Source organism: Cyanobium gracile PCC 6307 (assembly GCF_000316515.1).
GTDB lineage: Bacteria > Cyanobacteriota > Cyanobacteriia > PCC-6307 > Cyanobiaceae > Cyanobium > Cyanobium gracile.
Map to the genome: position 1 here is coordinate 156,383 of NC_019675.1, position 12,826 is coordinate 169,208.

Annotated in this window: 14 protein-coding genes; 6 read left to right on the forward strand and 8 right to left on the reverse strand. The window is 58.0% G+C overall.

Going from position 1 to position 12,826, the window contains the following annotated elements; genetic code table 11:
• Positions 1–67: 67 nt before the first annotated feature.
• From CYAGR_RS18930 to CYAGR_RS00755, 3 genes are read left to right on the forward strand one after another with little or no spacing between them, the layout of a single operon-like run.
• Complete coding sequence (locus CYAGR_RS18930) at positions 68–355, forward strand: IS3 family transposase (RefSeq protein ID WP_043325251.1); 288 nt, start codon at positions 68–70, stop codon at positions 353–355.
• 19 nt (positions 356–374) lie between these two features.
• Positions 375–1,238: an IS3 family transposase gene (locus CYAGR_RS00750; RefSeq protein ID WP_043325253.1), complete on the forward strand. Its 864-nt coding sequence runs from the start codon at positions 375–377 to the stop codon at positions 1,236–1,238.
• Positions 1,239–1,291: 53 nt separating this feature from the next.
• On the forward strand, positions 1,292–1,438 hold the full coding sequence (locus CYAGR_RS00755) for a tyrosine-type recombinase/integrase (RefSeq protein ID WP_043325254.1): 147 nt from the start codon (positions 1,292–1,294) through the stop codon (positions 1,436–1,438).
• Between the two features lie 510 nt (positions 1,439–1,948).
• On the opposite strand, the gene CYAGR_RS17965 is transcribed toward CYAGR_RS00755, so the two are convergent.
• Complete coding sequence (locus tag CYAGR_RS17965) at positions 1,949–2,911, reverse strand: hypothetical protein (protein WP_015107828.1); 963 nt, start codon at positions 2,909–2,911, stop codon at positions 1,949–1,951.
• Between the two features lie 955 nt (positions 2,912–3,866).
• Here CYAGR_RS17965 and CYAGR_RS00760 point away from each other — a divergent pair.
• Complete coding sequence (locus CYAGR_RS00760) at positions 3,867–4,451, forward strand: sigma-70 family RNA polymerase sigma factor (protein ID WP_051016987.1); 585 nt, start codon at positions 3,867–3,869, stop codon at positions 4,449–4,451.
• Between the two features lie 15 nt (positions 4,452–4,466).
• On the opposite strand, the gene CYAGR_RS17970 is transcribed toward CYAGR_RS00760, so the two are convergent.
• A complete protein-coding gene (locus CYAGR_RS17970) occupies positions 4,467–4,955 on the reverse strand; it encodes a hypothetical protein (RefSeq protein WP_156818329.1) in 489 nt (162 codons plus the stop codon).
• Between the two features lie 75 nt (positions 4,956–5,030).
• On the opposite strand from CYAGR_RS17970, the gene CYAGR_RS00765 reads away from it, so the two are divergent.
• Positions 5,031–5,225, forward strand: a complete 195-nt coding sequence (locus CYAGR_RS00765) for a hypothetical protein (protein ID WP_015107830.1) — start codon at positions 5,031–5,033, stop codon at positions 5,223–5,225.
• A gap of 773 nt (positions 5,226–5,998) precedes the next feature.
• Here CYAGR_RS00765 and CYAGR_RS16240 read toward each other — a convergent pair.
• The 6 genes from CYAGR_RS16240 to CYAGR_RS00795 form a co-directional block, all read right to left on the reverse strand.
• Positions 5,999–7,015: a DUF932 domain-containing protein gene (locus CYAGR_RS16240; protein ID WP_015107831.1), complete on the reverse strand. Its 1,017-nt coding sequence runs from the start codon at positions 7,013–7,015 to the stop codon at positions 5,999–6,001.
• 115 nt (positions 7,016–7,130) lie between these two features.
• Positions 7,131–7,433, reverse strand: coding sequence for a single stranded DNA-binding domain-containing protein (locus CYAGR_RS00775; RefSeq protein WP_015107832.1), 303 nt, complete (start codon positions 7,431–7,433; stop codon positions 7,131–7,133).
• A complete protein-coding gene (locus CYAGR_RS00780) occupies positions 7,430–7,780 on the reverse strand; it encodes a hypothetical protein (RefSeq protein WP_015107833.1) in 351 nt (116 codons plus the stop codon). The genes CYAGR_RS00775 and CYAGR_RS00780 overlap by 4 nt, the downstream gene beginning before the upstream one ends.
• A gap of 78 nt (positions 7,781–7,858) precedes the next feature.
• Positions 7,859–8,110, reverse strand: a complete 252-nt coding sequence (locus tag CYAGR_RS00785) for a hypothetical protein (RefSeq protein ID WP_015107834.1) — start codon at positions 8,108–8,110, stop codon at positions 7,859–7,861.
• Positions 8,107–8,430 carry a DUF6926 domain-containing protein gene (locus tag CYAGR_RS16245; protein WP_245552563.1) on the reverse strand — a complete coding sequence of 108 codons (324 nt, stop codon included), beginning with the start codon at positions 8,428–8,430 and terminating at the stop codon, positions 8,107–8,109. The genes CYAGR_RS00785 and CYAGR_RS16245 overlap by 4 nt, the downstream gene beginning before the upstream one ends.
• A 1,325-nt stretch (positions 8,431–9,755) precedes the next feature.
• The gene (locus CYAGR_RS00795; RefSeq protein ID WP_015107837.1) at positions 9,756–10,220 is read right to left on the reverse strand and encodes a sigma-70 family RNA polymerase sigma factor; all 465 of its coding nucleotides are present in this window, start codon (positions 10,218–10,220) and stop codon (positions 9,756–9,758) included.
• 1,024 nt (positions 10,221–11,244) lie between these two features.
• On the opposite strand from CYAGR_RS00795, the gene CYAGR_RS00800 reads away from it, so the two are divergent.
• Entirely contained in the window at positions 11,245–12,651 is a 1,407-nt protein-coding gene (locus CYAGR_RS00800; protein ID WP_216593358.1) for an AAA family ATPase, read from the forward strand.
• Positions 12,652–12,826: the final 175 nt, after the last annotated feature.

Consider the following 12,826-nt stretch of genomic DNA (forward strand, 5'->3'; position numbering starts at 1 on the left):
TTTTTCTGGACAGGCTCCATCGTTAACCTGTGAGGCGGGGCACCGCCCCTGAAGGGGGCTCCCACCCATGAGCAAACGCCGCACCCATAGCCCCGAGTTCAAGGCCAAGGTCGCCATGGAGGCGATCAGTGGCCGCAAGACGCTTCAGGAGATCGCCGCCGACCACGCGGTGCATCCGATCCAGGTGAGCCAGTGGAAGAAGCAACTACTGGAGGGTGCCAGCGACTTGTTCACCCGGGGCAAAAAGACACAGGCCAAGGATGAGAGCCAGGCCAAGGAGGCTGAGCTGTTCCAGCAGATCGGCAAGCTCCAGATGGAGCTGGAGTGGCTGAAAAAAAAGTCTCAACTCCTCTGATGCCCGTGAACTGCGCAAACTGGTCGATCGTGGCCACCCTGATCTCACGGTCACTCGCCAATGCGAGCTGCTGGGCCTGCCTCGCTCCACGCTGTATTACCAGCCGGTGCCTGTCCGTGACTCCACGCTGCAGATCATGGCGAGGATCGATGCCCTCTACCTGGAGGATCCCACCGCGGGCAGCCGGCGGATGGTCCATTACCTGGCCAGAGACGGCATCCCGATCACCCGCGACCGTGTCCGAAACCTCATGCAGCGCATGGGTTTACGAGCGATCTATCAGAAACCCCGCACCACGGTATCGGGTAAACCATCCGAGCGCTTTCCCTGCCTGGTGGACCTCCAGCTCCTCACGGCTCCAGATCAGGTCTGGGCGACAGATATCACCTACATCCCACTGCGGAAGGGCTTCCTGTACTTGGTGGCGATTGTGGACCTGTTCTCCAGGCACGTGCTCGCCTGGAGACTCTCCAACAGCCTTGACACGGAGTTCTGTTTGGAGGCCCTGGCGATGGCACTGGCGAGCGGCCGCAAGCCACAGATCTTCCATTCCGACCAAGGCTGTCAATTCACCTCCTCAGCCTTCGTTCAACGACTCAAGGATGAGGAGATACAGATCAGCTGGTCAGGAAGAAAGCGCTGTTTTGACAACATCCTGGTGGAGAGGCTGTGGCGCACCGTCAAGTATGAGGAAGTGTATCTGCGTGCCTACAGCGATGGCTGGGAGGCGGAGATCAGCCTGGCCCGCTTCCTGTGGAGGTACTGCCATGTAAGGCCCCATAGCTCCCTGGGAGGCAGAACTCCCCATGAGGTCTACACTGATGCCGAATCCCGTTCCTCCCGTCCGAGGCTAACGATGTCAGGGGCCGCATCTGTCCAATAAAAGGCACCCACCTCAGTGAGAAGGCCAGGCTCCCGGTGGCCGTTCATCTCCACATGCTGCGCCATGCCTGCGGCTTTGCCTTCGCCGACCAGGGCGCAGACACTTGCCTGATCCAGGAATTTCTCGGGCACCGGAACAATCAGCACACCGTCCGCTACACCGCGACTAATCCGGCGAGGTTCGAGAAGTTCTGGAGGTAGTTCCTATGTAGAAAGCGGATTCAAAAGTGAAGACCTAGTAGAATCTACACCTCCATCACCATTCCTTACAATCCCAAGGATGACAATGTCGCTAATGCTCCAGATGAATTCAAATCTTTTTCCTTCTATAGTCATCGCTGTCACGTTATTTGCTGCTGTCATTCCAGGCAAGGCTGAGACAACAGGGCAACTCATAAAAAGATGGTACTCAGAAAACACTCTTTGTAGAGGTGGACCAGGCAATGCTTCGGCTACGAATGCGGCTTGTGCTCGGAGGGAGAAGACTCGTTCTCTTTTAGAGAGCAGAGATATGTGCTATGGCCGACCCGGAGAATCTGGTTTCCAAATGGAATGGCATGCTTGCGGCCTTTGAAATGAGTGTTCTTTGGTGTTCAGCGTCACCATATAGCTACTGACCTGGTCTTTCTTTAGGATGTACTAGATTTGCAAAAGACTTATCTAAAGCAAGAGCCCCCTGCACTGTCCGAGAAGTTGGGGAGTCCAATCCTCCTATCTTGAAAATGGCTGAGAAAGATGAGACTTGATAGAATAGCCATCTGGGTTAACGATATCACTAATTCGCCATCCCTGTGGTGTTTTCCTCAAATGGTAAATCATTTTACCCCTTCTCTTTCTAGACAAAGCGTACCAGGTGTAAGAAACCTGTATGACAACGACTTCAGGTGAGGGCCGGAGACGCTGGAACTCAAAGTCAGAGAAACCCCTTTCTGGGTTGCCAGCGTTGCTACCGACAATAGGATCAAAGTCTAAAGTACAAGCAGCAGCCCTCTTTCGGCATTCATTAGCTCTAATGAACAGGTTGGCTAGGTCTTCATCGAAATACTCTATGAGGAATGACTTTTTCTGATCTGGTAGCCAGAAGCGTTTCTGTGAATTCAGCTTATACACCGCTTTGATCAATTCCTCTGGTGTCCGTTGCGTATTTGCCTTTGTATTCTGCGCCTGCGAGACGGTTGTATTGCTTAAGTGGGCTGCTTGAAACACTCCTGCCTGACTATTGTTGACTTGATAGCTTCCATTCTCTAGGCGAGTGCCATCAGCAGAAAGAACAGCACTTATAAAAAAGGCCCAGGCCTGGTCATATCCACTGCAGCCAGGGTCTGGATCGCTAGACAAAAACCGAAGGCTAAGTGATCTCCCATTCCTTATGCCTTGAAAGCTTCCTGCGCCACAAATCGGCTGTGCACCTGGCTTGTTCGAAAAGTTGATATAGCCAGTCACCTGGCCATTGGCGTCACTCTCAAAGCGTAAGGTTACATCACCACCTATATTATATGTTGTATTCATAAAAGTGCCACGATAGTTACGGTACAAGGCTATGGTGTCTGACGGTCCGATGGCAACTTCTTCTTGTGCTTTCCTCGCAACTTCCTGACTTTTCCCAGCCTGTGGCAGTAGAACACAATAACCGGCAAGTCCGGCTGCTAATAAGTGTCTCAGTTGGCCTGGCATCATTGTGAAATGCGAAGGGACAGTCGAGGGATGACCCACTGATCTGATCTTGCCTAGAAGACTACTACAAGCATAGTTCTAGCGCCCCCCTGTTCAATGGGGTCACCGCAGGAAACTCATTTACCCAAAGCTCCAGAGTTCATTTCCCAATACCATTGGAGTGCATTGGTGCAAGCCATCTTAACCATCTCTTTGGTCGCTGCAGACGAAGGTTTTATGTTCTTATACTCCTTGCCAGTTGTGATGCTTCGTACTTCTTTAAAAGTCCCTTTATCGCAGTCCAGAAGAGTATTGAATTCCTCCGCGCCTAATCTGTAGCCAATCAATGGATTCCGCCAGCATCGATCGCTTTTTGGAAGATCACCGCACTGGGCTCTGCCCCCATAAAACAATAATCTTTCGCCAGTTGAGGCAGTTCCCATGTAGAGAGGACGATCATTCGATTGTCCAAGAGCATTTGGCGCTGTCAATGCACAAAAAACAGAAAGTAGAAAGCATGTTCTCTTGCTGGCACACGAGGTGAACATCTGACGATGAATTGCTCCCAGCATGTTTCTCAACGGGTGTGGCATTAATGTAGTTGATAGTGGGACAGTCCTTCACGGTCTATTCGAATGCTAGCGTTCATCCTCCCTCTCAGGAATGCTGTCAGCTTAATCCCTCTGTCACGAACGGATGTTCGTGGTCATTGACCGCCGTCATCCACCCCCCCTGTGGTGGTGTGCTGCACATAGGCCTCTTCATGGTGCGGGTGGCCTCAAGGGCTGCGCAAGTCCGCCTCTTCTTTGTGGGTCGGCTGCGCCTCCCTTCCCTCGACGGGGCGCACCCTTGACCCCCCCGAAGGGGTTATGGGCCCTTTGCTGCGCCCGTCATGGCGACTGCAGTCCGCCGCTCCGCTCTGGAGCGCCCCGCCTCACACTCCCTCCGCGATGCGGTTGTCAGGGAGTTCCTGCCTTTGGCCGATGCCCTGGCCCGCCGCTTTCAGCGGCGTTTCCCCGATCTGATCGAGCTCGTTGACGCCCGTCAGGTGGCCCGCTTTGAGCTGATCCGCGCCGCTGCCTGCCTCAAGGCTGGGTTCCACCCCGCCCCTTTTCTCAAGCCGCGTATCCAGGGAGCCCTGCAGCACTATCAGCGCGATCACGGCGGCCTGGTGCGAGTGCCTCGCCGCGAGCACGAGAAAGGCATTCATCCCCTGGGGCGCCAGAGCCTCGATGCAATCGGCCCAAGCGAAAGCCCCTATCTCGACGCTCTCGCCTCCCCGGAGCGCGAAGAGCCAGCCGCCGAAGGCATCGGCGTTTCCGCTGACGCCCTGCTGGAAAGCCTTCCGGCGGACGAGGCCGTGATCCTGCGCCTGCGGATGCTGCCGGGCCAGTCGCTGCGGGCGGTAGGCCGGGAGCTGGGTCTCTGCGGCATGACCGTCAGCCATCGTGAGAATGCCGTCTGGCGACGCTGCGGGAGCAGCTGGCCTGAGGGCCAGCCGGGGCCGGGCAACCGGCCCCAATCTTTCCCCGGCAGGGATGTCAAGGATCCACTCTGCTGACTGCATCGCCACAAATTAGAGGTGATACAACTGACGCAGATGGTCTGTTAAAATAGGAAGAGCAATTCCAGAAAATATTCCGAAAATATAAGTGATAATCGATATGAAAGATCTTCTCATCATTCCAAGCAGAGACTCCTCAAAGAGCGTGTTGCGAAATTCATCAGCTGCAACACGACCCTGAAGGGTGGGCCCTATCCATGCCCAGTAGTCATATGTGAGCGAGACCTCCACATAGTTTGCCTTCTCTAGCTCTCGAAGGAGGTTTCTTTCTTGCTGAAACTCCTCACTGTCCAGAGGCAAGTCTTCCCTTGGCCCATTGTCAAGAATCCTCAAATACTCTTTTCTCCAAGAGCCCCTCTCAGTATGGGCATTCATAAATGAACAACGGCTGACTTGCACTTTAGAGGCTTTGGCTCTTGCAGGCAATTCCGTCGCATGCGGGATGAGTTTCGTTGTGGCCTGGAATAGGGCCTCAATCAGGTCTTGTGTGGACGGCAGCAAGAGGCTTCTTCATTGCGCGGCGCTCTTACTCCGTTGACCTGCCCAAGGAACCCTGAGGGCAGTTGCGCCTTGGCCATGCCTCTGACGACCGCCGATATCGGCATCCAGCTGCTGATGGACAGCACAGTGAGCCTGCAAGAGATCGAGGCCCGCATCACGGCGCGGGTCTTTGCAGCGGTGCACCAGCCTGAGCGGGGCCCTGCGGTGCGGGCGGTGCTGGAGCGGCTGCTGGCGGTGCTGGATGCCACCAGCCCGGATGGGGTGATCTAAAGCGCCGGGTTGCTTCCCTGCCCTGCTCTGGCCCCTGAGGGGTGTTCCCCGGCGGATGGGGCTTGGGCGGAATCTGGGCGGAGCTGGCCAAGGGCGTCGCGCCTACTCTCGGTGAAGCCGATCACGTCGCTGAACGGCTGGTGTCAGCTGAGGTGCTCCCCAATTGGAGCGTTCCGGCAGGGGGGCTTCATGGCCCATCTTTATCGCCCTCGGGGGGAAACAGTTGCCGTTGGTCCAGATCCAGTTCTGCTCGGACGGATCGTGTCCCTTGTTCTGCTCGATCGATCGCCGCAGCCGTCTGACCGATGCAATCGAGCAGTTGCCCGCTGATCGGAGCCAGCTCTCGGCAGAAAGTGGCAATCGTGGCCCAGAAGTTGGGTTCGTAGGAAGTCATGGATAGGAAGGGCACCGCTTGGGCGCTGAATGGTTTTGGAAAGAGTTGGTTGGGGATTGGTCCCTGGGGTGGGCTCGCCAACTGATGCAGCCTCAGCAGTGACTTGAAGCGCTGGACGACAGAAGCCTGACGCGGCTGACGTGCTCGGGGGCAATGGGCACCGCCGCCAAGCCCCAGGTGGTTAACCAGCTCCAGAGCGCCAGGAGCTACGGGCTCGGGCGAATAGCGGCAGACATGCCAGCATCATGGGGCGCCAACGGTCGTCACACCGCCGCTGGTGTGGACAACCCGGGCAAGGAGTTCAGAGCCCTTGCCCATTTCCTCTTCCGTCTTCACACCACCCCCGGCGATAGGCCCCCCTCCTGGCCGCAGGCCGCCCTCAGCTGCAGGTTGCCGCCAGCGCAAGCTCATGGGCCTGGGTGAGGGTTGCGGCAGCTTTGCCAAACCAGAGCCCCTCCAGCCGCTGGCGGGCCGCCTCGATCGGATCCCTCGATCGCCCAGCGTCATGGCTCAGATGCTCCGTCACCGCTTGGTAGGCACCCCACATCGAGCCCTGCACGCCGGGGATGTCACTGCCGATGGCCTGGCCTTCGAACTTTGCGGAGAGACCCTCCCAGGCGGGGAGGTCCTCCAGTCGACGGGGCCGACTTGTCGACGCATCGCCCCGACGGTCATTGATGCTGCCTCGCAGCTGGTCAGCAAACAGGGTTTCGACGTAGCGGCGGAACTGCGTGGCAGTGCACGGCGCGGCGGCCATGGCGCGGAGTTCGGCCAGGCCACCGGTGAACTGCTGTCGCTGGAGGTCGATCAGCTCTGGTAAGTGGCTGATCAAAGCATTCGCGTTTCTGGTATGGCGGATGCGGCAGCCCTGCTGCCTACGGCTCCGGGCGGATGCCAGCCCCAGGGCAGCCGAGAGGGTGTTCTGACACACCACCCGTATGGGGGAGAAGAACACCGAGAAGGCGATCGTGCCGTCATGGCTGGTGCAGCCCACCAGGTACTGGTTAACCGGATCGCCGGGGAGGACCTCCCCTTCTGATTGACGCACACGGGCCGTGAAGGTCACCTTCTTGCCGCCGGCCAGCACGCAGACCGCGTCCATGACCGCGTCGCTGTGGAGGGCTTCCGCTACTCGGATCAGCTGCTCGTTCTGGACGATCTCATAGGTGGAGTTCATCACCGAGAGGACAGCGCCGGTGTCGGTACGGCTGATCGCCTGGTACCCGTCGATCGGACGCATGTCGGCGTCGTAGATGGGGCGGCTAGCGAGATGGAAATCGGCGCCCCCGAGCCGGAAGGCTTCACGGGCCGGCAAGGTGCCGTCCAGGACCAGGCCAAGGCGGTGCCAGGCGGGCTGGCTGTGCAGGAACACGCCAGAGCTGAATTGATGGGACATGGGGAATCGCTGCGGCCGGTAGGCCGCCGCCAGAGAGGACAGAAAAAAGCCGGCCTCACAGGGAGACCGGCAATTGCTGGGGCGGGGCTCACACCCGCCCGCCCGTTTGAACGGATCAGCTTTCAGGGGGTTTGGGCGGTAGGTGGATCCGATCGGCCACCAGGCGGATGCCGCAGTGGTTGCCGCAGAGGCGCCCCGAGGCCGCCAGCCGCATGCCTGGTGTGGCGTTATCGCTGAGCTCCTGGGCCTGCTTGCCCCAGACCTCGATCAAAAGGGAGAACCCGCCGGCGGATTCCTCCTCCCAGCGGGGGGAGACTCCGGAGACCATCAGGAGCACCTCAGCGCGGATGGCGCCGCAGTCGAAGAAGGTGAGCTTCACCGGGTGGGGGGCCTTGCCGGTCAGGACGGTGACATTCATGGCTTATGGGCGCCGTTGGGGCAGCAGGCAGGGGAATCGAGGAAGGAGAAGACCTCTTCCAGGTCCTCGGCGCTGGGCGCTGGCACGCTGACCGGATCGAGGGGGCCTGCCGGGAGGTTCATGCCGGCCACGGGGGCGGCGTGGCCGCCGCTGGCGTGCTCGGGGATCGGGTCGACCAGGAGCTGCAGCCCGTAGAGGTTCCCGTTTTGGTGCCAGGCGATCTGATGGCCCATGGCGCGCAGGAACATGACGGCGGAGAAGATCTCGGTGTCCTGGTGCAGCAGAACGAACGGGGGGAGGAACACACCATCGGGCATGCGGATGGTGATCTCACTGCGGAAGTACATGAAAAAAACCTGCGGTGGCAGGCGGTGAGGGGGGCGTGGCGGAAGCAGCTGGTTAACCAGCCAGGGGGAGGCGGCCGGTCAGAGGGCAGGCACATCAGTGCCCTGCGGGCCGTTCTCGGGGAAGCAGAAGCGCAGGGCCTCGGCGGCCTCATCGAACGGCGGGGAGATGTCCAGCCAGGGGGAGCGGATGCGGGCAAAGGCACCGGCCGGGAAGTAGCGGGAGAGGCTGGAGTAGGAGGCGCCTCGGAGGCGGTCAGCCGGCAGGACCAGACCGGCGGTGGCGACGCCGCTGCGGGCACAGCGGAAGCGGACCTTGCAGTAGCCGCTCATGGCTGTGCCCCCAAAGGGGGAGCCCCAGCCGGCACAGCAGGCGGAGGCGTCAGCAGGAAGCGGTAGATGGTGCAGTCGGTGGCCAGGCAGTAGCCGGCCGCGTCATGGTGAGCCGTGAAGCCGTACTCCTCATCGGCATCGACGCAGCTGGCGGAACGGGAGGAGAAGGTCTCCTGCCACCAGGCATCTGCGGCAGCGATCTCGTCGTCTTCCAGACCGGAGGGATCGTCGTTGATGAAGTAGCAGGCCCAGTGGGTGGGCAGCAGGTAGCTGACCAGGGAGGGGTGGCGGGCATCCCGCTCGCTTTTGCTCAGGAACACGGGCTCGGGGGGGCACAGGGGGGGATCTGGCAGGTAGCAGCTGGGGGAAGGCATGAAAGTCACAGCGTCAGAGGGACACAAAAAAGCCCCGCTCAGCGGCGGGGCGAACCAATCCAGGCGGATTTGAACCGCCATACAGCGAAGCGCCCCCTGGTAGGGACACTGGTGGGCGCTCGCTGCGCCTTGCCTGCTACGCAGAGACCCCCTGGGGGCATGACCCAGTGGTTCTTGAATGCGTGCAGGTGGATTGGGGAGGTGGATGGATTTCGTCGGGTGTTTTTGCCCTTCTTTTCAGCTCCATCCGGTACTGGAAGCCGGTTTTGCACCGCATCCCTGGTTAACCATCCTTGGGAAGATGGGTAGAGGGATGGAGATCGTGCTCGATCTCGCTGCGACGACTACACCGGGCCCCAATGGGCATAGGAAGGGCGTAGCGCGTCAGGGCCGCAAGGCCCCGCAGGAGGAAGACTTAGCGTCTATTGATACTGTCCTGCGCATATATTGGCGCCTGTTGAGTGTTGGCGCAACGCTGGGGAGACTTAGTCACGGGAAGCCTGTTGACCCGCACAAAAGTGCGCACCGGCTCGATCCGTCCTCGGGCATCTGCTGCCCTCGTCCTCCCGCTAAACCCCTCCGTCGTTTGGCCGAACGAGTATCTCTACTGGGCCGCATGCCCTGCGCTGAGCGGACTGGATACCGTCAGGCGACTCGTCTGCACCTACCGGTTGACGTCACAGCAGCCGGTGAAGGCTGCGGATCCGCACAACATTGGGGGAGCGTTTCTATGTCATGGCGCAGCCGGATCGGCCGCTAGCAATGCTGCATAAGCGTGGAGCGCTAGTTGCGCTGATGTAGTGAAGAGGGATTAGGCTATTCGGCTCTCAGCATCAGGGCTGTAAGCCTGACCGGTGAGGGTGAGCGACTGCGGCGCAGTCCTGTCTCATCGGTTGAAAGCAACATAGGGGGTAAGTGGCGAATAAGTCAAGCGATTGGGGAGGACTGGGTGACTGTGACTTTGGGGATATTGAAGCTGTTGAATGAGGCTTAGAGCAGGAGGCTAGATATACAGCTATTTGTTAATGTATATCGAGTGGTCATCATCATGAAAGACACGATCAGCGCATTCGTTATCGAGTGTGCGTTATGATGCACGCCACGAAGTCACATGCTCCGGCTACTCTTCGTATGAACAGCGATCGATGAAAGGACACAGGGCTCGGGGCAGAAGCATGTCGCCAGCCTTGCGATGCCGATGTGCGCTCCAATAGAGTCTTAACTTGAAAAGATTGCGGATGACCCGGCATGAAGCACTGGGGAGCCGTGTTCTAGGCCCGCTTGGGAGTGCAGCTCGCTTCTATCGATCCTTGTGTTGGGTCCACGTCATGTGCCGAGGGCATGAACTCAATCAGGGCCAGCCGCTTCTCCATTGTCTCCACCTGCTCTGCCATCTCTGCCCACCTGGCAGCGGATTCTCGACGCTCGACTATATGGTTCATGGTGTTGAGTATCAGCTTTGCGGCGCCTAGAGCAATCGATTCAGACTGTGAGGTCAGCAGTTCTCGGGCTTTCTTGACCGCATCGCCATATCCCTGCTGCAACTCCTTGGTTGCTTCTGACTCCAGTTGTTGCAGAGCTTCATTGACCGCGCTGACATACGCAGGATTCCGCCCCCATGACAGAAGTGTCGTGTAGCCGATGTTGAGTTCCTGAGCGATCTGGCGGAGCTGCATCCCCTCAGCCGTCATCAATACGGCCTTTCTCTGCCTGGGTTTCAGGGTTGCTGAGGTCATAGAAGGTTCACTTCGGGTCGGATTTCGTCAGTTTCTCCGCGTATTCCTAAACATAAAAGACCCTGGACTTACGTCTTGATCCAGAGATCACCGCTCGCCGCTTCAGCATCAGCGCACTGGTTAAATCGGGTGATGAGCGGCTTGGAGAGCCAGTTGCGGATGACATGCCAGGGCTCCAAGCGATCACGGGTCAAGCTTCGAACCAGACTCTGATACCCAAAATATACCCCCGACCTGGCCTGCCGGAATCTGTCTTGGCAGGGTGGGGGGGGGGGCGGGTGGGCAGGAGTAGGGGCTGCCCTTCTGTGGCTTATCCCGCCGTGACGCTCTCGGGAGAGTGGGTTCGATCGAGCTGATGTAGTAGGTCTGATGTCACTTTTACTGCAGCATTGGCAGACGCAATGTAGTCGAGGCAATGGGCATGAACAGACGAGTTGATCGATTCTCCAGAAGGGGTGATGCACATAGACCATATCTGAAGGACGATATAGGCGCGGTCGAGTACCTACTGTACTTGTGATCGCCTTGAGTATTGAAGGCCAGCGAGCAATACAGTGCATGACTGCATTTGGAATAACAGCCAGAACTTTTACTACACTAGGGAAATGAAGGATGTAGTGCATAGCGACATAGGACCTATATTTGGATAATACCTTGAAGTTGTGGAGGCAGGAATGGGCATATATGTGTTCGGTTATCCGCCGGGGTTAGGTTTACCATGACAGTGATTCTCTCGCCATGATTCCTTCGCAAGGACTACTAAGTCACTCGATTGACACGCGATCCTCATACGCCACACCCTGCGGCCGACGACCGATTCTCGGGGTCCGTCTTGGCAGAACAGAAATGCTGGCGCTGGAGCTGCTTTCCGCCGACTTGGGCTGCAGCAAGTCGCTTCTAGCCAGGAACCTGATCTGTTTCGGGTTGAAGCACCAGGAGCTTTTGATACATCATCAAGATGTAGTCAAAGACTGATCGCTATCTACTTGCACTTCCCCCTTTACTCTACACCCCTCTGATCATGATGATTACCCCTCCGAACGATCCGTCACAATCCACTCCCCAGAAACTCAGTATACATCAGTCTAAAGCAGCCCGAAGCGCTGATGCCGCAACGCCTGAAACTCGGGAGAAAAGGAATAGGAGGACATTCCTGGATAAGTGCAGGGAAATCATCAAGGAGGTGACCAATCCGGCATTGCAGTCCTTAGAACTGACGGATCTAGCGGATCGCTACGGGTACTACAAGCTGAAAGCTTCGCACATTAGAGCTCTAGTGATCAGAGACAACGAGTTCAAGCGGAACGAAGAGCTGACGTTGCTGCGGCCGAATAACTGGCAAACTACATTGTCACCAGAGGACTACATCATACCTGGTTTTCTTAGGAAGCCATCTCAGGTGATGATCCACGCCAGGGGTGGGGTGGGTAAGTCGGAGTCGGTGATGGCCCTCGCGAAAGCTATTGGAAGAGGGGAAGTCATGAACATCCGGGGGATCCAAGTGCCGTGTGTGCAGGGTAATGTCTTGTGGATCTCCAACGACCAAAGCAGGATCCGACTGGCAGCTCAGTTGACGCGGATGGGGATTGATCCTTCGCAGGGAGATGGGTGGTTTCGCCTAGTGAGTGACTGGAGGATCGACCTTCCGCAGGAGTTCAACAAGATCGTGATGGAGGTCAAGCCTTCACTGATTGTGGTGGACTCGCTGGGGTCTGTTTCCGACCTCGGGGATGCGGGGGAGAACGAGGGGGCCTATGCCGCGCCGCTCTACGACATCGCTAGGAGGAACGGGGCCACGGATTTGGAGGATGGCTTCCCGTCTGCGGCGATCATCTGGATCCACCACAACACGAAGGACAACGCAAGCTTTAGGGGCACGGATCGGCTTCTGAATGTAGTGGACGAGACCTGGGCGCTCAATGAGCTCACTGCAGAGGAAGAGGCCCAGTACGGGCGTAACAGCAGGATCTTGACCATCGGCAAGAGCCGGTTCGACCGCTCTCGGGACAGGTTGCTGGTGACCAGGGACCACAACCTGAACTACGAGATCAAGGACCTCACCCCGACGCTCCACAGGATGGGTGTGAACCGGAATGGGGAGCTCGACCCGTCGGGGGTCGTTCTGGAGGTCCTGCGGACCGCTGAGAGGCCGCTGACCAATAGGGAGGTCTGGGCCGGGGTAAAGGCGTATCTGCAGGCTGAGGGACAGGACCGGATCCCTAAGGAGGGGGCGATCAGGAAGTACCTCAATTGCTGGATCGTTGACGGGATGGTTCGGGTCGAGCCGTTGAGGGTCTCTGGGCAGAGTGGTCGACCCACCCATCTTTACAGCCTCACCCGTGTCGAGAAAAAGCAAGGAATTGGGGAAACTGATCTGAAAGATCGAGATTTATGGCCCGAATCATTTCTCGATTCTTTCGCTACTGCATGAGGATCGTGAATAATGCTAACCGCGCAGAGATTTTGACTTAACTCCAATGGGCTCTCTCGCGGGAACGGACCTTCTCATTCACTGTGGTTTGCGTTTGGTCCGTTTTGCAATGATTCCGAACCAAGCACTAGTGCCCTCAAAACTATTGAGGCGGTTGCCCCGAGGGTAGTGGAAC

Bases quoted from the DNA above. Each gene is read 5' to 3' on its own strand.
- CYAGR_RS18930 (WP_043325251.1), top strand. From the start codon at position 68: ATGAGCAAACGCCGCACCCATAGCCCCGAGTTCAAGGCCAAGGTCGCC.
- CYAGR_RS00755 (WP_043325254.1), top strand. From the start codon at position 1,292: ATGCTGCGCCATGCCTGCGGCTTTGCCTTCGCCGACCAGGGCGCAGAC.
- CYAGR_RS17965 (WP_015107828.1), bottom strand. From the start codon at position 2,911: ATGCCAGGCCAACTGAGACACTTATTAGCAGCCGGACTTGCCGGTTAT.
- CYAGR_RS00765 (WP_015107830.1), top strand. From the start codon at position 5,031: ATGCCTCTGACGACCGCCGATATCGGCATCCAGCTGCTGATGGACAGC.
- CYAGR_RS16240 (WP_015107831.1), bottom strand. From the start codon at position 7,015: ATGTCCCATCAATTCAGCTCTGGCGTGTTCCTGCACAGCCAGCCCGCC.
- CYAGR_RS00775 (WP_015107832.1), bottom strand. From the start codon at position 7,433: ATGAATGTCACCGTCCTGACCGGCAAGGCCCCCCACCCGGTGAAGCTC.
- CYAGR_RS00780 (WP_015107833.1), bottom strand. From the start codon at position 7,780: ATGTACTTCCGCAGTGAGATCACCATCCGCATGCCCGATGGTGTGTTC.
- CYAGR_RS00785 (WP_015107834.1), bottom strand. From the start codon at position 8,110: ATGAGCGGCTACTGCAAGGTCCGCTTCCGCTGTGCCCGCAGCGGCGTC.
- CYAGR_RS00795 (WP_015107837.1), bottom strand. From the start codon at position 10,220: ATGACCTCAGCAACCCTGAAACCCAGGCAGAGAAAGGCCGTATTGATG.
- CYAGR_RS00800 (WP_216593358.1), top strand. From the start codon at position 11,245: ATGATTACCCCTCCGAACGATCCGTCACAATCCACTCCCCAGAAACTC.